Annotated in this window: 13 protein-coding genes; 11 read left to right on the top strand and 2 right to left on the bottom strand. The window is 51.4% G+C overall.

Going from position 1 to position 20,225, the window contains the following annotated elements; all coding sequences use genetic code 11:
- Nucleotides 1-59 precede the first annotated feature (59 nt).
- Complete coding sequence (locus GJJ30_RS04280) at nucleotides 60-7,226, bottom strand: putative Ig domain-containing protein (RefSeq protein ID WP_154173542.1); 7,167 nt, start codon at nucleotides 7,224-7,226, stop codon at nucleotides 60-62.
- A 502-nt stretch (nucleotides 7,227-7,728) separates the two neighbouring features.
- Nucleotides 7,729-8,838, bottom strand: a complete 1,110-nt coding sequence (locus tag GJJ30_RS04275) for a glycosyltransferase family 4 protein (RefSeq protein ID WP_154173540.1) — start codon at nucleotides 8,836-8,838, stop codon at nucleotides 7,729-7,731.
- Nucleotides 8,839-9,077: 239 nt separating this feature from the next.
- Between GJJ30_RS04275 and GJJ30_RS04270 the strand changes: the two genes are divergently transcribed.
- The 11 genes from GJJ30_RS04270 to GJJ30_RS04220 all read left to right on the top strand — a co-directional run bounded on the left by GJJ30_RS04270 (nucleotide 9,078) and on the right by GJJ30_RS04220 (nucleotide 20,215).
- Nucleotides 9,078-10,142, top strand: a complete 1,065-nt coding sequence (locus GJJ30_RS04270) for a ferredoxin--NADP reductase (RefSeq protein ID WP_154173538.1) — start codon at nucleotides 9,078-9,080, stop codon at nucleotides 10,140-10,142.
- On the top strand, nucleotides 10,142-11,929 hold the full coding sequence (locus GJJ30_RS04265; RefSeq protein ID WP_154173536.1) for a M3 family oligoendopeptidase: 1,788 nt from the start codon (nucleotides 10,142-10,144) through the stop codon (nucleotides 11,927-11,929). Before GJJ30_RS04270 ends, GJJ30_RS04265 begins: the two co-directional genes overlap by 1 nt.
- Nucleotides 11,930-12,016: 87 nt before the next feature.
- Nucleotides 12,017-12,247 (top strand): hypothetical protein, encoded by a 231-nt coding sequence (locus GJJ30_RS04260; protein ID WP_154173534.1) that lies wholly within the window; start codon nucleotides 12,017-12,019, stop codon nucleotides 12,245-12,247.
- 214 nt (nucleotides 12,248-12,461) lie between these two features.
- The gene (locus GJJ30_RS04255) at nucleotides 12,462-13,535 is read left to right on the top strand and encodes an NAD-dependent epimerase/dehydratase family protein (RefSeq protein WP_154173532.1); all 1,074 of its coding nucleotides are present in this window, start codon (nucleotides 12,462-12,464) and stop codon (nucleotides 13,533-13,535) included.
- Between the two features lie 33 nt (nucleotides 13,536-13,568).
- On the top strand, nucleotides 13,569-14,462 hold the full coding sequence (locus GJJ30_RS04250) for a class I SAM-dependent methyltransferase (RefSeq protein WP_154173530.1): 894 nt from the start codon (nucleotides 13,569-13,571) through the stop codon (nucleotides 14,460-14,462).
- A 108-nt stretch (nucleotides 14,463-14,570) separates the two neighbouring features.
- Nucleotides 14,571-15,509 (top strand): glycoside hydrolase family protein, encoded by a 939-nt coding sequence (locus GJJ30_RS04245; protein WP_154173528.1) that lies wholly within the window; start codon nucleotides 14,571-14,573, stop codon nucleotides 15,507-15,509.
- Between the two features lie 101 nt (nucleotides 15,510-15,610).
- Nucleotides 15,611-16,435 carry a phytanoyl-CoA dioxygenase family protein gene (locus GJJ30_RS04240; RefSeq protein WP_205880529.1) on the top strand — a complete coding sequence of 275 codons (825 nt, stop codon included), beginning with the start codon at nucleotides 15,611-15,613 and terminating at the stop codon, nucleotides 16,433-16,435.
- A gap of 47 nt (nucleotides 16,436-16,482) precedes the next feature.
- Nucleotides 16,483-17,460 carry a glycosyltransferase family 2 protein gene (locus GJJ30_RS04235; protein WP_310588203.1) on the top strand — a complete coding sequence of 326 codons (978 nt, stop codon included), beginning with the start codon at nucleotides 16,483-16,485 and terminating at the stop codon, nucleotides 17,458-17,460.
- Between the two features lie 64 nt (nucleotides 17,461-17,524).
- Entirely contained in the window at nucleotides 17,525-18,319 is a 795-nt protein-coding gene (locus GJJ30_RS04230; RefSeq protein WP_154173523.1) for a TauD/TfdA family dioxygenase, read from the top strand.
- 86 nt (nucleotides 18,320-18,405) lie between these two features.
- Nucleotides 18,406-19,377, top strand: a complete 972-nt coding sequence (locus GJJ30_RS04225; RefSeq protein ID WP_154173522.1) for an aldo/keto reductase — start codon at nucleotides 18,406-18,408, stop codon at nucleotides 19,375-19,377.
- 1 nt (nucleotide 19,378) lies between these two features.
- A complete protein-coding gene (locus GJJ30_RS04220) occupies nucleotides 19,379-20,215 on the top strand; it encodes a glycosyltransferase (protein ID WP_154173520.1) in 837 nt (278 codons plus the stop codon).
- Nucleotides 20,216-20,225: the final 10 nt, after the last annotated feature.

The following is a 20,225-nucleotide window of genomic DNA, read 5'->3' as shown; positions in this document are numbered from 1 at the left end:
CTGCCAGGTTTTGGGCAGCGTCTTTTTTTACCTTCTATTATCTATAATCTCCTGAGAAATTACTGTTTCAACACTTTGATCACTTTCTTAACGCCGTTTTCACCCTGAATCTGGAGGAAATACAAGCCCGTCGGGAGTTGCAACGTTTTGACGTCGAGCGTCACCTTGCGTTGATTGGTGCCGACGGAATTATCCTGCAATTCCCACTGATTGCCCGTCGCTGACGAGAGTGAAAACCGGTAGGGAGCCGGATTTTCCCGCTGGCTCAATTCGCCGTCGGGCATCGTCAGGTTGATCTCTTCCCGAATCGGGTTAGGATACACGTTCCATTCGCCCGCCGTTTCGGCATTTTCAGCACTAACGCCAATCCGGCCGCCACCCGGTACAAAGGAGAAGAGAATGTTTTTGGTAACGATTAATTCTCCGCTGCCGTTGGCGCCGGTAAAAGCCGCCAATCGCAGTACGTACGATCCCGTTTGCGGTTTAATGCCATCGTCGTCGCCAAACAAACCGTAAGGGGCCTGACTATCAACATTGTTGTTGGATGCGCTACCGGTCAGCTCGAATGAAATACTGCCCACCGGCACATTGGATGTACAGAAGAAGTTGACTTTTTCGGGCAAATTGGCGATTCCAACCGAGCCATTATCATTCAGTGTCTGAATCACCTGCCGGGACGCGGCATTGCCCGCTTTCATCAGTTGAACGGTCAGTTGGGGATCCCGAACCGTCAATTTGAACGTAATGCTGCTACTCTTCTGATCCGCACCCATGCTTTTCACCGTTACGGTATATTCACCAGCATTTTGCGGTTTTCCGCTCGATGTTCGGTTAGAAGCATTGTAATTAATACCATCCGGCAAACCGCTTACCTCAAGCTGAACCCCGGCACCCGGATCGGGCAGGGTGAAGGTGTAGAACAAGCCTTTGGTAATGACCTGATCGCTGATCGGGCTTTTACCGTCGCTGCAGGTAGTTGTGTAGCTGTATTTCACCACTTTCTGGCTTTGACGCGCTTCAATATCGAAGGTACTGCCCTTCCGCATGGTCAGCGGAACCGTTTGCGATGCCGATGTCGTCCAGTCAGTTACTCCGGCGGCCCGGTATTCAATCTGGGTGTTATCCCCTCCGCTGGTCCGGAACGTGATTCTACCGGTTTGGCAATCGTACTCGGGTGCCAGCACAACCAGCACCGGAGTGTTGGGCGTCGTCGGTGTCGTTGTTCCCGGATTGACCGTCAAGGTAATATCGATACTGGTTTTAGCACCTTGGTTATCCGTCGCGGAATACGTCAGTTTGTAGCTACCCACCGTCGAAACCGTCCCGCTCAGTCCCCGGCTCACCGGATCGAAAGACAAACCGGCGGGCAAACCGCTCACCGTGTAGATTATGGCGCCATTTTCCGGATCGGTGAAGGCCGGTAAAACCGCCAGATAGGCCACGTCGGCAGTCGCCGTTAGAGCCGACACAGTGGGCGCAACCGGCGGCTGATTCGTCGGTGTTGTTGGGTTGGTCGGCGTCGTGGGGTTACCCGTCGTATTGCCGTTGCAGGTCAGAGTTTTGGGCGAGCCTTTCAAAAGATAGTTAGTTCCCTGCACCCGGCCCCAGATTGAATACGTCTGGTTATTCTTCAACTCCTCGGCTGTATCCCAGCGATAACCGTGGCTGCCGTTGCCTTTGCCATTGTCTTTCAGATCCTGCCGAAACAGACTCGCTTCGTTCGTTCCAACTAAGCGGGCGGTTTCCAGTGTATTTCCTACCAGGAATTCTACCACCAACGGCGTATTGGGGCGGTTTTGGTCCCACACCCAACCCGAAATATTTAGGCAACTGACCAGATCCAGGTAGCCTTCATAGCTGCCACTTGTCGGGTTCGTTGGATTGGTCGGTGTCGTCGTTGCCGGATTGACCGTCAGGGCAATGTCAATGCTGGTTTTGGCTCCCTGATTATCCGTTGCGGAATATGTCAGTTTGTAGCTACCCGCCGTCGAAACCGTCCCATTCAGGTTCCGGCTGGCAGCATCGAAACTCAGCCCATTTGGTAAACCGCTCAAGCTGTAGGTTAATGCCCCATTTTCCGGATCGGTGAAAACCGGCAAGGTCGTTTGGTAGGCCACATTAACCGTCGCCGTTAAAGCCGACACAGTAGGCGCAACCGGCGGCTGATTCGTCGGTGTTGTCGGATTGGTTGGGTTGGTCGGGTTTGTGGGATTCCCCGTCGTATTGCCGTTGCAGGTCAGGGTTTTGGGCGAGCCTTTCAAAAGATAGTTAGTTCCCTGCACCCGACCCCAGATTGAATATGTTTGGTTATTCTTCAACTCCTCGGCTGTATCCCAGCGGTAGCCGTGGCTGCCGTTGCCTTTGCCATTGTCTTTCAGATCCTGCCGAAACAGACTCGCTTCGTTCGTTCCAACTAATCGGGCAGTTTCCAGCGTATTTCCTACCAGAAACTCAACCACCAACGGCGTATTGGGGCGGTTTTGGTCCCACACCCAACCCGAAATATTTAGGCAACTGACCAGATCCAGGTAGCCTTCATAGCTGCCACTTGTCGGGTTCGTTGGATTGGTCGGTGTCGTCGTTGCCGGATTGACCGTCAGGGCAATGTCAATGCTGGTTTTGGCTCCCTGATTATCCGTTGCGGAATATGTCAGTTTGTAGCTACCCGCCGTCGAAACCGTCCCATTCAGGTTCCGGCTGGCAGCATCGAAACTCAGCCCATTTGGTAAACCGCTCAAGCTGTAGGTTAATGCCCCATTTTCCGGATCGGTGAAAACCGGCAAGGTCGTTTGGTAGGCCACATTAACCGTCGCCGTTAAAGCCGACACAGTAGGCGCAACCGGCGGCTGATTCGTCGGTGTTGTCGGATTGGTTGGGTTGGTCGGGTTTGTGGGATTCCCCGTCGTATTGCCGTTGCAGGTCAGGGTTTTGGGCGAGCCTTTCAAAAGATAGTTAGTTCCCTGCACCCGACCCCAGATTGAATATGTTTGGTTATTCTTCAACTCCTCGGCTGTATCCCAGCGGTAGCCGTGGCTGCCGTTGCCTTTGCCATTGTCTTTCAGATCCTGCCGAAACAGACTCGCTTCGTTCGTTCCAACTAATCGGGCAGTTTCCAGCGTATTTCCTACCAGAAACTCAACCACCAACGGCGTATTGGGGCGGTTTTGGTCCCACACCCAACCTGCCACATTCAGACAGCTTACCAAATCCAGATAACCTTCGTAGCTGCCGCTTGTCGGGTTCGTTGGATTGGTTGGATTAGTCGGCGTGGTGCCTCCCGAAGTCGAAACATTCAGGGTGATATCAATACCGGTTTTAGCGCCCTGATTATCGGTGGCAGAATACGTCAGTTTGTAGCTACCCGCCGTCGAAACCGTACCGCTCAGTCCTCGGCTAACCGGATCGAAAGCCAATCCGGCGGGCAAACCGCTCACCGTGTAGGTTATAGCGCCATTTTCCGGATCGGTAAAGGCCGGTAAAACTGTCAGATAAGTTACGTTAACCGTTGCGGATAGACTCGACAGGCTTGGGGCAACCGGCGGCTGGTTGGTCGTCGGATTGGTCGGGTTGGTTGGATTCGTGGGATTCCCCGTCGTATTGCCGTTACAGGTCAACGTTTTGGGTGAACCTTTCAGCAGAAAGGTAGTTCCCTGCACCCGGCCCCAGATCGAATACGTCTGGTTGTTCTTCAACTCTTCGGCCGTATCCCAGCGGTAGCCGTGGTTGCCGTTTCCTTTGCCATTGTCTTTCAGATCCTGCCGGAACAGACTGGCCTCGTAAGCGCCAACGACGCGGGCGGTTTCAATGGTGTTTCCCACCAGAAACTCAACCGTCAAAGGCGCGTTGGGCCGATCACGATCCCACACCCAACCCGCTATATTCAGGCAGCTTACCAAATCCAGATAGCCTTCAAAATTGCCGCTGGTCGATGGTTTAGCAATAACGGTCAGTTTAAAAGTAAGTTCTCCTACTGAATTCCCTTTGCTATCATTCGCTTTGATAATCAATGTCTTGGAACCTATTTGCGTCGGGATGCCGGAGATCGCGCGGTTCCCGGAATTATACGACAACCCGTCCGGCAAACCGCTAACGTTATACGAAAAACCGGCACCCAGATCAGGCAGCGTGTAGGAATAGGACTCGCCAACAATAATAGTCTGGTCGGCCAGGGTGGAGGAGCCCGGGGCCGAGCAATTGGTGTTATAAACGTAGTTGACTTCCCGATCGCCCTGACGCGCTAACAACGTGAGTCGCGCTCCGTTTAGTTTGTCGGCACTGATCGTAAAAGTTGGGTTACTGGTCCAGTCGGCAATTCCCTGAATCGAATAGGTAATCGGGCTGCCGTTGCCACCATCGGTACGCAGGGTAATTTTACCGGTCTGGCAATTGAAGGTCGGGTCCTGCATGGTAAAGGCCGTTCCACTTTCCCGAATGGTCATCAGAAAGACATCCTCAACCTTCGCGCCCCGTTCGTCGGTTGCCGTCACGGTAATCGAGGTCGTACCCGCTTTGGTTGGTGATCCCGATATGGCCCAGGTAACCTTGTCAAAGGCAAGTCCTTCGGGTAAGGCACTGACGGCCATTGCTAACGGAGTAGAAGCGCGGAAGGTTTCCGGTGGAATTTTCAGGATAAAGAACTGGCCCGTCGGATACGTATAATCGCTCATCGGTTTGTCAACCACCGGAGGCTCGTACCCTTTACAGGGCGTGGTGTACGTAAATTTGATCTCTTTGCCGCTTTGTCGGGCCTGAATATCGAACGTTGTGCCGTTGCGCAGCCAGGGAGCAATGGTAAAGGTGCTGGTAGTGGTCCAGTCATCGGCAATACCGACGGCTTTGAATTCAATCTTAGTATTGTCTCCTCCGCTGGTGCGAAATTTAATCTCGCCGGTGTTGCAATCCACTGTTGGTTCCAGAATCGCAAATTGTTCGGGTGACGTGGAGTTATTAATGGTCAGCCGAAACTCGGTTGTTACACTCGCTCCCTTGTTATCATTAGCTTTTACCTTCACCGTGATCGTTCCGGCCGCGTTAGGCGTTCCTTTAATGGTCCGGTTGTCAGCATCGTAATTCAGGCCGTTCGCCAAACCCGATACGTCCAGACTGGTAATCTGCCCATCCGGATCGGTAAAGGTTTCGCCCGGAATGGTATAGCTGAAATTCTGACCTACGGTTGCGTTTTGAGCCGGAATGGCTTTGCTGACGACGGGCGGTTTGTTGACTTCTTCCTGTCTGGTAATGGTTAATTTAAAGCTGGTCGAAACACTGGTTCCTTTGTCATCGGTAGCCTTCAGTCCAATGGTCGATACGCCTTCTGCCGTAGGTTTACCGCTGATCGTAAGGTTTTCGGATTTGTACGATAAACCGCCCGGCAAATCCGAGACGTTTATACTGACAATCCGCCCGTCCGGATCTTTGAATGTTTCATCTGGAATCCGAAACGAGTAATCCTGCCCCACAACGGCGGTTTTATCCGAAATGGGTTGCGACACGATCGGCGCCTGGTTGGCGTTCTGGCCGAGCACGTTAATCTGGAATTGCGTGGTTACCGGCGAATTTTTATTGTCGATCGCTCTCACCGTCACCGTAATGGTTCCGGTGGAGTTGGGTGTTCCGGTAATGGATACGCCATTGGCCGAGAGGCCCAGAGCCGGTAAACCGGAAGTCACTTCAACTTTGGTGATCGAACCGTCCGGATCTTCAAATGTGGAAGGAGGAATACTGAATTCAAACGGTTTTTCTACGTAGGCGGTTTGGTTGGGAATGGTCTGGCGGACCCGGGGATCCTGATTGGCGTTATCTTCCAGCCAGTCTTCGTTGATGACGATATTGACCGGTTTACGGCCATTCTGAACATATTCTTTCGACCACTGATCGCTGGCGCGGCCCGATGGATCGGCAACATCGTCCTTCACCATCGACGACAGCCGATAATTGGTGCTGCTTCCGGTCTGGACCTGCGTCACCGGCTGGTTCAGCAAACCCCGGTTAACAATCTGCTGAATCAGTTGATTCAGGGTTTCGCGGGCATCCCAGCCACCGAAGTTAGCCAGAGTAACCAGGCGAGCGCCGTGTTCAAAACTTTCGGCTGCCTGGTCATAAAACCGGCCGACCGATACGCTGCTGTGGAACAGCCCGTCGACTTCATTACAAACCCAGCCGCCCGCCCTGATGTTGCTCCGCACCACGTCCATCGAAAACCGGTGGTTGTAGTCCGGGCCGTCGTTAATTTTAACGCCATCCGCGTTTTGAGCCAGGTTCTTGAAAGCGAACGTTCCGCGTAAACCACTCTGGCGGTCCCAGACGCAACCGTGTTGGTTTACGACCTGAATGGCGCCGTTTACTTCCTTAATCGTCCGGTTGGTTTCGTCGAGAAACCGCTTCAGCATCAGGTGACGGAACACGTACCAGTCTTCGCCCCACCTTCCGCGGTTAAAGGAAATATACGGATCATTCTGATTGTAAGGAGGAGGAGCAACGGCATCCCAGTTGCTGAAATCACTGCCCCATCGTTTGTTCAGGGCTTCCAGCGAAAACCGCCCCTGCAACCACTGCCGAAAGCCGGTTTTCATCGGGTCGCTGTAGTCGAACGGAATTGGGTATGAGGTGTCTCCCCGACCATTCCGGGGTGAATATTCGGCTTCCTGAATGGGCGACGCGGTCACCGACGTAAAGAGAAGTTGATCCTGCTGCTGCAGGTATTGAAAATGCTGCGTAACCTGCCGAACAAAATCCTTGGCGAGTTCAAGCGTCGGCTGATGCGCAAAACTAAACTGAACCGCTCCGCCAAAGTTCATCACGGTATTATCACCGCCCTGCATCGATTCCTTGTTGGTCCAGAAACCGTCGACGTATTTCGGTTCCCGCGCCAGTTGAATCCGGAGGGCCACTTTCATTCCCATCCGCAAAGCCGTACTGACGTGGGAGTCGACTACGCGCCAGTTGGGAGCACTGTTTCGGGTTGGATAAATCCGGTCCCAGTGAACGGAAATTTCGGCGGCATTACAGCCCAAACGACCCGCATTTTCAATCCGTTCATCGTCTATCTGAGGGTCGGTTTCGTAGTTGAAAACCACAATTGCCAGATAGCGCTGACGTTCCGGGATTTTGGGAGCCGCAACCCGGTTGGCCGTCGGTTCTGATCCGCCATAAGCCAGTGCCTGGCTGCTGAAAACTCCAAGAATTACTAAAAAGAAACTACCTATTACGGTTAAAATCCTGGTCATCAGTCGATGGGCTATATTTTAGTAATGATCAGCCTGATGAAGACACACGAAGTCTTAACTACGAGAATGTTCCCATCCACGTACCCATAAACCGGGTATTCATCTAAGGCTAGCTTCGGTTTGACGAATTCAAAAGAGAAGAATCTCTGTACGCATTGACCGAATGGCAAGGTTTGATTAACAGTCAGACTATGAGCAGTCTGCCGTAATTCGATTTTGATAACTTCGAAAGACAAAAATCATTCCAATGTATTTTGCCCCCTGGGACAAAAGCCGGATCAGTTCTAAGCTTCAGGAGTAGCAAAAGTGGACAGATGAAAAGGTGAGAACGGCCTAATTGACACATACGAGCATACCAATAGGTATTTTGTCAGATCGTGACAAATCGTTCAACAGTGAAGCGAAGAATGTTCACAAAAATTGTGTAACGATGCGCAACATTTATTATGCGGTAGCAAAAGAAGTAACTACATGTATTCTAAATGTTATTAAACGGTAACATCTACAATTGCAAAATGGCCCGCTCCCATTCCTTTACCTGGACATTGGCATCAAATTGCTGGCTTTTTTCGATCAAAAAATCGGATCTGTACGAATTGGGGTTGTTCATCACCGCCAACATGGCTTTTCGAAACGCTTCGGGAGTTGGATATTCGACCAGTTCACCCATTCCCGGAACGATAAACTCCCGGGCTCCGCCCGCGTCGGGTGCCACCAGCGGTTTTCCGAGGGAGGCTGCTTCGGTCATAATTTTCCCAAACGGCTCTTCGCGGGAGGTCATCACCAGGCCATCGGAGAGTTGCAGGTAGTTGTAATAATCGGCGGTTTGCACATCCACGAAGCTCATGTTGGGCAGGTTCAACGCTTTGATCTGGCTATCGACCAGGTAGTTCAAACCGGTCGGTTTCGAATTTCCCATCCAGATAAAATGACAATTGACGTCGGCCATCGCCTGGGCGATAAAAGGAAAAATGTCGACCCCTTTCCGGTATATCCGGGTCCCCACCATCGTCCAGACAAAAGCGCCCGGCGCGATGTTCAGCTCCTTCCGCAACTCCTCCACCCGCTGTTCGGATTTGTTTTTCCGGCTTAAATCGACAATCGGATACAGCAGGGCGGTCCGTTTGGCCCCCATCACCGTCGCCAAATCGCAGATCTGCTGCGTAACGCCAATGACCAGATCCGAATAGGTCATGGAATGCGCCATTTCCTGATACGAAATCGATTCGAACGACGAATGCAGTTCGTGAATGTGCGAAATAACCTTTACGCCCATCTGTTCGGCCAGCGACGAGAGCGGAAACATCAGCACGGTGTTCAGGTACCAATAGTCGGCTTTAAACCGTTCCTGAATGATCCGGATGTAGTTTTCGTAGACTTTCACGCCCATCGCGTGCGTCACTTTGGAAACGATTTTCCGAACCATCCCGCGCTTGAAAGGCGAGGTAAACAAGGGAATATCGGCGGGCAACTGCGCCGTCAGCGGCCCTTTTTCTTCACTGTACAAAGCCGCCTGGATCTGTTGCCGGTCGAAATTCTGAAGATACGTCCACAAAACAACTTCCGAACCGGTAAACGAACCGTATGGTGTAAAGAACAGTATTTTTTTCATGTATCGAAATGTGCTTCAGCCGCTAATATCTGCCTAAAAAAACAGAAACCGGTCATTCGGTTTGAAATTTGACCCAAAGAACGGCAAACCGGAACCCTTTACAATTTGTTACCCGAACGATTGGCAATTCAATAGTATATTGCGGCTTCGTTGGCTTAACGGTTTCCTGACTGGTTTCCTGCACTGATATGTACCGCCGATAAATCAAGAATAGTAATCGCCCCGGCGATGTTGGAATTATGGCAAATCGTTATTTTTTGAAAGTAAAAGAAGTCGTTCGGCAAACTCCGGACGCTGTTACCATTCATTTCTGGCACCCACTCAATGAAGTTATCCGGTATCAACCGGGCCAATACCTGACGTTTATTCTGCCTTTCGAGGGCCAAAAAGTGCGTCGCTCGTATTCGATGTCCAGCTCACCGCATACCGATGTATCGCTGGCCGTCACGGTCAAGCGGTTGCCGGGCGGGGCGGTTTCCAACTATCTCTGCGATACCGCAAAAATCGGCGATACGTACGAAACGCTGGAACCGCTGGGAACCTTTGTGCCGAAACTGGACCCCAAAAACCAGCGTCGGGTGATCCTGATCGGGGCTGGCAGTGGCATCACGCCCCTGATTTCAATGATAAAATCCATCCTGCACGTTGAACCACAGACGCAACTCTGGTTGCTTTATGGCAATCGCAACCGCTCATCGATCCTGTTTGAAAATGAATTGAATGAACTGGCCCGGCAATCGGGCGGGCGGTTTCGGATTACCCACATGCTGAGCCAGCCGGAAGCGGACTGGAGCGGCTTGGAAGGGCGGCTGAACCAATCGGCCATTCTTAAACTGCTGGAAGAATTGCCGATCGACGATACGCGCCGGACCGAATTTTATATTTGCGGACCCGACGGTTTGATGGACGAAGCCCGTAGCGCGCTCAAACTCCTGAATGTTCCAACCGATCAGGTTCACAAAGAAAGTTTTGCAACGTCTCCACACGAAGCGCACGGAGTTGTTGTCGACGAAGAACCCACGACCATGTCAAGCCCGGAAGTTACCGTTTTATACGAAGGCAGTGAATACAAGTTTACTGTCGAACCGCACCAAACTATTCTGGAAGCAGCCCTGGAATTGGACATCGACCTGCCTTATTCCTGCCAGGCGGGCATGTGTACAGCCTGCATGGGCCGGTGTTTATCAGGCAAAGTGCACCTGGACGAAGAAGACGGTTTGGCCGAATCCGAGTTGCAGGCTGGCTATATTCTGACGTGTGTGGCTCACCCCCTGACCAATGATGTCGTAATAGAAATCGAATAATGGAAACTGTTTTAGAAATTCCGGCTCGCCCGGCCCGGCCTTTTATTGGCGAAGAATTTGTATTGAAAACGTGGGAGGACGTAAAACCGCTCTACGACAACCTCGTTGACCGGCCTATCAAAAATGCCGCCGAATTGCGTCAGTGGTTTGCCGACCGCAGCGAGTTGGAGTCCTATCTTTCCGAAAACTTCGCCTGGCGGTATATCCGAATGACCTGCGATACATCCGACCCCGAACTGATCAATCAGTTTAATTTTTTCATTACCGAGATTCAGCCGCAATTGTCTGCGTACGAGAATACGCTGGATAAAATGGCGGTCGAAAGTCCTTACCTGGCCGAATTGCAGGAGAAAGGCTTCGACATTGCCCTGCGCGGGATGAAAAAAGCAATTGAAATTTTTCGGGACGAAAATATACCGCTGCAAACCGACATCCAGTCCGAACAACGCAAATACGGGGCGCTGGTCGGGGCGATGACCATTGAAATGCCGAATGCCGACGGCGTTCCGGAAGAAATCACCCTGCCGCAGGCCAGCACGTTGCTGCAGTCGCCCGACCGCGCCATCCGCGAGGAAGTCTGGCGAAAAGTCCAGGAAAGGCGGTTTGAGGACAAAGACGCGCTCAACGAATTGTATACCCGCCTGGTCGATCTGCGCCATCAGGTGGCCATCAACGCCGGTTTTGCCAATTTCCGCGATTATATTTTTGCCGCGATGGGCCGGTTTGATTACACACCGCAGGATTGCTTTGATTTTCATCGGTCCGTTTCGAAAGCCGTCGTGCCGTTGCTGGACGACCTCGCCCGCGAACGGCAGCAGAAGCTGGCGCGGGTCGATCCGTCTTTCGATACATTGCGCCCCTGGGACGCGAAGGTGGACCCTGACGGTTTTTCGGCCCTGAAACCGTTCGAAACCGGCGATGAGCTTTTGAATAAAACCATTACCTGCTTCAACCGGCTCGATGCCGCCGTTGGCAATTCCTACCTCAGCAATTGCCTGCGGATCATGAAAGCGATGGGGCATCTTGATCTGGAATCGCGGAAGGGAAAAGCACCGGGCGGTTATAATTATCCGCTGGAGGAAATTGGCGTTCCGTTCATTTTTATGAATGCCACCTCGAGCCTGCGCGATCTGGTCACGATGGTTCACGAAGGGGGGCACGCCGTGCATTCGTTCCTGACTCGCACGCTGCCGTTGAAACCGTTCCGCAATCCGCCGATGGAAGTAGCCGAACTGGCGTCTATGTCGATGGAATTGCTGACAATGGATTACTGGGATGTCTTTTTCGAAAACCCCGAAGATCTGAAACGGGCCAAAATCCAGCACCTGGAGTCCATCATCGAAACCCTGCCGTGGGTGGCCACGATCGATAAATTTCAGCACTGGATTTACGAAACGGCCGCCGATCCGGACGTAACGCGGCCCGACGAAGAGCGCCAGACGGCCTGGGTGCGTATTTTCGAAGCCTTTTCCGATACCGTCACGAATTGGGAAGGCCTGGAAAAATACGAAGCGTATAGCTGGCAAAAACAGTTGCATTTATACGAGGTACCTTTTTATTATATCGAGTACGGTATTGCCCAACTGGGCGCGATCGGCGTCTGGATGAATTTCCGTCAGGACAAGCAAAAAGGGCTTCAGAGTTATATGAATGCGTTGCAGTTGGGCTATACCGCGCCGATCCGGGAGATTTACCGCGCTGCCGACGTGCCGTTCGACTTCTCGGAAGAACACATCGGGCGACTGATTCGCTTTGTCTGGGAAGAAATCAAGCGTTTGAAAAGTTGATCACCGGTCGTTGATAAAAATTTAAAGTATTATTGGCGAATTGACCGGCAGTCTATAGTTTTGTACTAAATTTTGTAAACCGCTTGTATGAAAAGTCTTTTGAATATTGGAGTATTCCTGCTGGTTGTTGGCTCGTTGACATCCTGTGACTATCAGAAGTATAATACCATCCGCCAGAAGGATTTTCGGGCCGACGATAAATATGTGTACGGACCCGGCCGGGATTCAGCCGCGGTTCAGACGACTTATAAGTATGCTTCCCGCCCCGAATTGGCCGAACGTACCAATAAGATTCGTCAGAAACTGTTCGCTAAGTGAGTATACTGAACGACAAAAATCAGAAAAAATAAATTTGATGATAAAGGCGATGTAAGGCTTTATGAAGTCATTGCATCGCTTTTTGTTTGCTATCCATCCGGTTTATTTTATGGTATAGACAATTAGACTTTTTTTGATTTACTTTACGCCCAGGTTTTTAGCAAGTATATAGTACTTTTTTGATGTGTCCAACCATATTTAGTCAAGAAGCGATATGAATATTGCATTAGTTACAGGTTCAGCCGGGCTGATCGGCAGCGAATCAGTTGCCTTTTTCTCAGAAAAATTCGATTTAGTTATCGGCGTTGATAACAACTTACGACAATATTTCTTCGGTACCGACGGCTCAACCGATTGGAACCGCGACCGCCTGAAGGACTCTTATACCAATTACCGGCATTACAAAGCCGATATCCGCAGTGTGGAAGAACTGGAGCCCATCTTTAAAGAGTATGGCACGGATATCAAGCTGATCGTTCATGCCGCAGCTCAACCCAGCCACGACTGGGCCGCCCGCGAGCCGTTCACCGATTTCAGCGTCAATGCCAACGGCACGCTGAACATGTTGGAAATGAACCGCCTGCACTGCCCGGATGCGGTTTTTATCTTCACGTCAACCAATAAGGTATACGGCGACAATCCGAACTACCTGCCGCTGATCGAAACCGAAACCCGTTGGGAAATTGACGAAAATCACCCCTATTTTGCCAACGGAATCGACGAACACATGTCGATCGATCACACCAAACACTCGTTGTTCGGCGCTTCAAAAGTAGCCGCCGACATTCTGGTGCAGGAATATGGCCGGTATTTTGGCATGAAAACGGCGGTTTTCCGGGGTGGCTGTCTGACCGGCCCGAACCATTCGGGTGCTCAATTGCACGGTTTTTTGTCGTATTTGATGAAGTGTGCCATTACCGGTAACCATTATACGATATTTGGTTACAAAGGTAAACAGGTGCGCGATAACATTCACAGCCACGACCTGGTAAACATGTTCTGGCATTTTTACCAGAACCCCCGTCCGGGCGAAGTGTACAATGCGGGCGGTGGCCGTCACGCCAACTGCTCGATGCTGGAAGCCCGGGTGTTGTGCGAAGAGATTTCGGGCAACAAAATGAACTTCAGCTACTCCGAAACCAACCGCATTGGCGATCACATCTGGTACGTTTCCGATTTATCGAAGTTTAAAAGCCATTATCCCGACTGGAACTGGGAGTATGACCTGCGGCAAACCCTCGTGCAAATGCACGACAGCATGGTGAAACGTTTGAGCCAACCCGCCTGATTTTAAGCTGATTCAGCGTCCTATTTACACGGAATGACACATCAAGATTTTCTGCGTTCGCTCGTCGACCCAAAAGACCGGACGCCACTTACGCTTTCCGACGACGGGAAAACCTTGTCGAGCCAGGCTGGTACGACCTATGACGTATTGGAAGGCGGCATTATCAATGGGCTGTACCCCAAAGACTTACTCGCCGAAGATGCCCGCGAACAATACCTCTACGATCAGGCGTATCTGCGCTACGACCGGGGTGTCTCGTGGGTGTTTCAAACCCTCAATGACTCCGACGAAGCGGCAACGCGCCAGTTCATGATCGGGCTGATGGAACTGAAACCGGGTATGACCGTGCTGGAGGTTGGGGCCGGAACCGGTAAGGATTCGGCGCTGATTATCGACCAGGTAGCTCCCGGCGGAACGGCGGTTTTGTCCGACCTCTCCCCCAATATGCTGCGGCTGGCGACGGAAAAACTGAAATCCGAAACCGTTGATATCCACTTCCTGCTGGCCAACGGCTCGTATCTGCCTTTCGCGGACGACACCTTCGACGCGCTTTTCCATTTCGGCGGAATCAATACGTTTTCTGAACGAAAACAGGCGTTTGAAGAAATTACCCGCGTCGTCAAACCGGGTGGCAAGGTTGTGGTGGGCGATGAGAGTGTGGCGCCGTGGTTGCGCAATCGGCCAACCTACGCTACTCTCCTGAAAGCCAATCCGTTGTTCCGGGCCGAAGTGCCGCTGGAAGACGTTCCGGCCAACGCGCTGGATTTCAAACTCCACTGGATTTTCGGGAATGCGTTCTACGTAATGGAATACAAAGTCGGCGCAAAAGCTCCCGAAGTGTTGATCGATCTACCGATGCCCGGCAAAGATTTTGTCGATAACTGGCGGGTTCGCGCCGAAGCTTCGGACCGCGAAAAAGCAGAATAGGTTTTATAGTTTACGGTTACGGTTTATGGTTTACGGTTGGTTAACGCGCGAATGTAGATGCGTCAGCCAACCGTAAAACTGTAAACCGTAAACCCAAAACCCAAAAAAATGCCCTGGATTAAAAAAGGAGTCGTCTATAAACCGGATGGCACGCTGACGCACAGCCGCTCGCACGCACAGGTTCCGTTTGCGTACAAACACGATGATTTTCTGCGGATTTATTTTTCGTCGCGGGATAACAATGTTCAGTCGCGGCCGACTTTCATCGATGTAGATTACGACGACCCGACAAAAATTTTATACATCCACGACCGGCCCGTACTGGAGTTAGGTGGCCCGGGCGAATACGACGAAACCGGTGCAATGCCCGCCTGGTTTGTCAACCAGCCCAACGGCGACATCTGGCTGTATTACACCGGCTGGAACCGCACCTGGAATTCGTACCGGCTGTCAATGGGCCTGTCGGTCAGTAAAGACGGCGGTTTGACGTTCAAAAAAATGTTTACCGGACCGATCATGGACCGGAGCATTCAGAATCCGATCTGGGCGGGTCAGCCGTCGGTGATTCGGGAAGACGACGGTAGCTGGAAAATGTGGTACATTTCGGGGCATAAGTGCGAATACATCCACGACTATCCCGAACCGTTTTACCGTTGCCAGTCGGCTTTTTCAAAAGACGGTATTCACTGGGAAATCAACGACATTCCGACGCTGGATTTCGACGATTTTCTGCACGCCGTGGGTCGCCCGAGTGTTTTCAAACAGGATGGTATCTATAAAATGTACTATTCCTACCGCCATACCCGCGATTACCGCACCGACCGGAATCAGGCCTATCGACTGGGGTACGCGGAGTCGGCAGACGGCATCAACTGGGAGCGGAAAGACCATTTAGTAGGAATTCAAATGTCCGACAATCCAGATGATTTCGACTATTTGATGATTGGGTACGCCCATTATTACGAACACAAAAACCGGAAATATCTGTTATATAACGGGAACGGTTTCGGAGCTTCCGGATTTGGATACGCTGTTTGGGAAGACTGACGAATATCATAGTTTGGTATTAATCGCAGAACGTTCTTTGTGGTGTTATCGTTTTCCGATGGCAAAACAACACCCATTTGAACTATTTAAACAGTACAGCCATGTTGTCTGCTGAACAAATTGAACAATTCAAGAAGGACGGTTTTCTGTTGCTGAAAAATGCGCTCGACAAAACCGTCATTGAAGATATTTACCGCGAAGCCCGTGAAATTTTCGCGTTGCAGATCGAAAAAGTGCTGGGCCGAAAACCGGATGTGGAAAACCGCGACGAGTTCGAGAAGGCGATGTACGCGTTTTTCAATACGGATTTTGACGCCTTTGTCAGTACCGGGAAAACCGTGCAGCACACCATTCAACTGCACAAATTGGGCACCAGCCGCGACATCCTTGATTTAATTGAAGGCATTGGAATTGAAAAACCGTCGATTGCCGTCCGCCCCGCCATGCAGTTCAACAGCCGGTATTTGTCGAAAGACGGCAGTACGCACTGGAAACTGGGCGCGCATCAGGACTGGCGCACCGGGCAGGGTTCGCTCGACAGCGTCGTGATCTGGTTTCCAATGGTTCCGGCGAGCGAGGAAATCGGCGCGCTGCAGGTCATTCCGGGCAGCCATACTGCCGGTCTGATGCAAGCCAACACCACCGGTTATGCCGGTTACATTACGGATAATCTGAAGGACGAAGATTTCATTCAGACCGAATACGAAGTGGGCGATGTGCTCATTTTTTCGGCCTTTCTGATCCACCGTTCCGGCAATAATGTTAGTCCGAATATTCGCTGGTCGGTACAACTTCGTTATAACAACCTGGCCGAACCAACGTTTATTGAACGGGGTTATCCCATGCCGTATATCTACAAGCCTCAGGAAGAACTGGTTACACCGGGCTTCCCCTCGGCCGAACAGGTAAAAGAAGTTTACGCATAAGACTACTCTTTTGAAAAACCGGTTCAACGGTTTTTTGGAAGCTCTTGATCATGAAAGTCAGTGTCTGCATCATAACCTACAATCAGGAAAAATTCATTCGGGCGGCTATCGAAAGCGTAGTCAGCCAGAAAACGGATTTTCCGTTTGAAATTCTGATTGGCGACGATCTTTCGAAGGATAACACCCGGGCGATCATCACAGAATACGCCGAACGGTATCCCGATCTGATTCGTCCGGTGCTGCACCCGCAGAACCTGGGTCAGAACGGTTTATTCAATACGCTTGAAACGTACCGGCTGGCGAAAGGCGAATACATCGCGGCCATGGACGGCGACGATTACTGGACCGATCCGCTGAAACTTCAGAAGCAAATCGACTTTCTGGATGCGCACCCCGATTTCTCGACCTGCTTTCACAACGCCCTGATTACGTTTGAGGACGGCTCGCCATCCAAAATCCTGAATCCGCCCGATCAGAAACCGATTTGTACCGTCGAAGACCTCATTGGCGAAAAGGAAATCTGGTTTATGGCCACCTCGAGCGTGGTGTTCCGGAATGTGATCAAGGAATATCCGGAGTGGTTCAAAAAGTCGGTGAGCGGTGATATTCCGCGTTACGTTTTGCTGGCGAAATACGGTAAAATTGGCTATCTGCCGGATGTGATGTCGGTTTACCGCAAAAATAGCAACGGCACCAGTTTTACGGATTACGAAGACGATGTACGGTTTTTGCGCAACCGGATTGAAATGTACGAAGGCATCAACCAGGAGCTGAATTACAAGTTCGATGCGGCTTTAAAGAAAAACATCGCCCAGTATTACGAAAAAATGCTGCACTGCAGACAGTATCGGGATACGTATTATCCCAAAAATGTGGTCGCGCTGAAGTATCTGTCACTGGCCAATCCTCCCTGGGAAGAAACCAAGGAAATTATTCTTGAACACGTAATTCCGCCCCCGGTGTCGCGCGCTTACAGTGCGCTGGCATTGGGATTGTACCGTATAAGAAAAAGTTTTATTCCATAAGTTGACTTTTTATATTTTTGCTGTGATTTTGAGGTATTTAACTCAATAAACCATACCCCACAACATGAACGTCTTCAAGAAAGTTACGTATACAACCCCCGAAGAAACCATCCAGAACGTGAAAGAAGCGGTTTTGAACAACATTTATGTTCATCTCGCCGATTTCGATTCCAGTCTGCCGGTTGAGCAGGTTCACCAGTTTTACAGCCAGCTTTCGGAAACCATTGGTAAAATTCACGCAGCCGACGAAGACATCGCTACGGGTTCAGCCACGGGAAACCGCTGGATCGACATCACGTTCGATCCCAACATTCCGGATCGCTACCGCTCCAGCAACACCCGCCAGCCGCTGCACACCGACGATTCATACGTGGAACTGAATGGTGAAGAGGCCGTTAACTTCTTCTATTGCGCATCGCGGGCCAAAGCTGGTGGTGCGACGACCTTCTTTACGCTGGATCAGCTGGTGAACTGCCTGAAACTCGATGGCGAAGATAAACTGCTGGAAGACTTGCTGTCGACCGACGTGGTTTTCTCGAAAGGCGGAAGCCGAAAGGTTCGTAAAATCCTGGACCAAGATGAAGAGGGTTATCTGGCCAACTGGAACTACTACTGCATCGACCGGACCGACAACACGCCGGAAGTAATCGATCTTTGCGAGCGGTTTCACCAGTTTCTCGAAAACCGCATCATCAATTCCGGCCTGATCGACGGATTGCAGTTGCAGAAAGGCGAAGCGGTTTTCTTCCACGACGATCGGATCATGCACGGCCGGAACAACTTCTTTGCCGAGTATCCGGGTCAACGGAGTTTAATCAAAGGAAAAATCATTCTGAATCCGGCACCTGCTGCGGCTTAATGGGCAGTAATGGTCTGATTGTTAATAGATAACGAAGGCTTCTTTGCTCTATAGGAACAAAGAAGCCTTTCGTGTTTTCGATCAATATGACACGTTTCAATCAGCGGCTCAGCTCGCGAATTGGTTTTGGTACCTGGCAGTTGGGCGGGCCGAACCGGGTAAATGGCAAACCGACGGGCTGGGGCGCCGTCGATGAACAGGAAGCGCTCCGGGCCATCGAAACCGCTCTGGCGCAGGGCATCAACTTCTTCGATACGGCGGACAGCTACGGCCAGGGCCAATCCGAAACCATTCTGGGCAAAGCCCTGCGGCCACACGCTGCAACCGATGTGGTGGTTTGTACCAAGTTCGGGAATACGATGGACGCTCAAGGCATTCCGGGTCAGGATTTTGGGGCCGATTATGTTCAGACAGCCGTTGAAAACAGCCTGCGCCGGTTACAGCGCGATACGCTTGACGTGCTGCTGCTGCACAGCCCGCCCGATGCGTTCGACTGGTCGTCGTATGACCCGGCACCGTTTGAAAACTTAGTGAAAGCGGGTAAAATCAAGGCGTACGGTGTTAGCTCGAAGAGCGTTTATGGCGCGAAACGCGTGATGGAGGCCGGTTTTGGCAGTGTTCTCGAAATTTTGTACAATGCGCTTGACCGCCGGGCCGAAGACGTTCTGTGGACCTTGCCGCAGGCCGACGACTACGAATTCATCGTCCGGGTACCGCTGGCTTCCGGTTTTTTAAAACCGGACTACCTGACGGAAACCCCGGTTTTTCCGGACGATCAATACCGCCATTATTTACCCGACCGCGATCGCGACTGGTTGCTGGCAAGCGCCCGGAATCTGGCCTTCCTGAATGAACTGCCCGGCGGTATTTCGACTTCTGCTCTGCGTTTCTGCCTGTCGAATCCGGCTGTTTCGGTGGTCATTCCCGGAATGCGCAATGCCGGTCAGGTAGCCGCGAACAAAACCGCCGAAGCGTTGGGGGCTTTGTCGCCGGAGGTACTCGAACGCATTCAAACGGCGGTTCCGGACGTTCCCGAACACTGGAAACCCAAAGCCTGAGATGGAAACACCTTGCAAAGTCAGTGTGTGCGTACCGACTTACAACCACGAGCGGTTTATTGCCCAGACGCTTGATGGTGCGTTGATGCAGCAAACGACGTTTCCGTTCGAAATTGTGATTGGCGACGATGGATCGACGGATGGCGCTCCGGAAATTATTCGCCGGTATGCCGAACGCCATCCCAATCTGATTCGGGCTTTTCTGCACCCGCACAACCTCGGCCCGCAGGAACCGCGCGAATTTGCGGGACGGAACAATGTGCTGCAGTTGTTGAAAGACTGCCGGGGCGAATACGTGGCACTGTGTGAAGGAGACGATTACTGGACGGATCCGTTGAAATTGCAGAAACAGGTCGATTTCATGGATTTTCATTCCGACTATTCCATCTGTCACCACAATTTGCGGGTCATCTACGAAGACGGTTCGCCCGAGCATTTGTTCAATTTACCCGACCAGAAAATAGAGAGTTCGATTGAAGATGTATTGGAAGATCGGTGGTTTATTGCCACCGCCAGCACGCTGTATCGCAATATTTTCCGGGAAAATGACTTCGTTGACTGGCACCACCGGGCGGCTTCCGGCGACTGGGCCTTGGTGATCCAGTTGGCAGCGCACGGAAAAATCCATTATCTTAACGAGGTGATGGGCATTTACCGCAAACACCGGGGCGGTTTGAGCAATGTGCATTCCAATCAGAACGTCTTTTTTCTCAACAACCGGAAAGAGATGTTTGAAGCCGTTAATGCCTGGACCAATTACCGGTACGATGCCACCCTGCAGCCGACCATTGCCCGGTATGCAGCCCAATTGAATACCGTAAACAATACCCAAAAATAATTGCCGCGTC

The sequence above is a fragment of the Larkinella terrae genome, assembly GCF_009668025.1.
Classification (GTDB): Bacteria; Bacteroidota; Bacteroidia; order Cytophagales; family Spirosomataceae; genus Larkinella; species Larkinella terrae.
This window is presented reverse-complemented; position numbering and strand designations above follow the sequence as displayed.

What these genes read in the sequence shown, in the direction of transcription:
- GJJ30_RS04270 (WP_154173538.1), top strand. Translation starts at nt 9,078, where the DNA reads ATGGCAAATCGTTATTTTTTGAAAGTAAAAGAAGTCGTTCGGCAAACT.
- GJJ30_RS04265 (WP_154173536.1), top strand. Translation starts at nt 10,142, where the DNA reads ATGGAAACTGTTTTAGAAATTCCGGCTCGCCCGGCCCGGCCTTTTATT.
- GJJ30_RS04245 (WP_154173528.1), top strand. Translation starts at nt 14,571, where the DNA reads ATGCCCTGGATTAAAAAAGGAGTCGTCTATAAACCGGATGGCACGCTG.
- GJJ30_RS04250 (WP_154173530.1), top strand. Translation starts at nt 13,569, where the DNA reads ATGACACATCAAGATTTTCTGCGTTCGCTCGTCGACCCAAAAGACCGG.
- GJJ30_RS04230 (WP_154173523.1), top strand. Translation starts at nt 17,525, where the DNA reads ATGAACGTCTTCAAGAAAGTTACGTATACAACCCCCGAAGAAACCATC.
- GJJ30_RS04220 (WP_154173520.1), top strand. Translation starts at nt 19,379, where the DNA reads ATGGAAACACCTTGCAAAGTCAGTGTGTGCGTACCGACTTACAACCAC.
- GJJ30_RS04280 (WP_154173542.1), bottom strand. Translation starts at nt 7,226, where the DNA reads ATGACCAGGATTTTAACCGTAATAGGTAGTTTCTTTTTAGTAATTCTT.
- GJJ30_RS04255 (WP_154173532.1), top strand. Translation starts at nt 12,462, where the DNA reads ATGAATATTGCATTAGTTACAGGTTCAGCCGGGCTGATCGGCAGCGAA.
- GJJ30_RS04275 (WP_154173540.1), bottom strand. Translation starts at nt 8,838, where the DNA reads ATGAAAAAAATACTGTTCTTTACACCATACGGTTCGTTTACCGGTTCG.
- GJJ30_RS04240 (WP_205880529.1), top strand. Translation starts at nt 15,611, where the DNA reads ATGTTGTCTGCTGAACAAATTGAACAATTCAAGAAGGACGGTTTTCTG.
- GJJ30_RS04225 (WP_154173522.1), top strand. Translation starts at nt 18,406, where the DNA reads ATGACACGTTTCAATCAGCGGCTCAGCTCGCGAATTGGTTTTGGTACC.
- GJJ30_RS04260 (WP_154173534.1), top strand. Translation starts at nt 12,017, where the DNA reads ATGAAAAGTCTTTTGAATATTGGAGTATTCCTGCTGGTTGTTGGCTCG.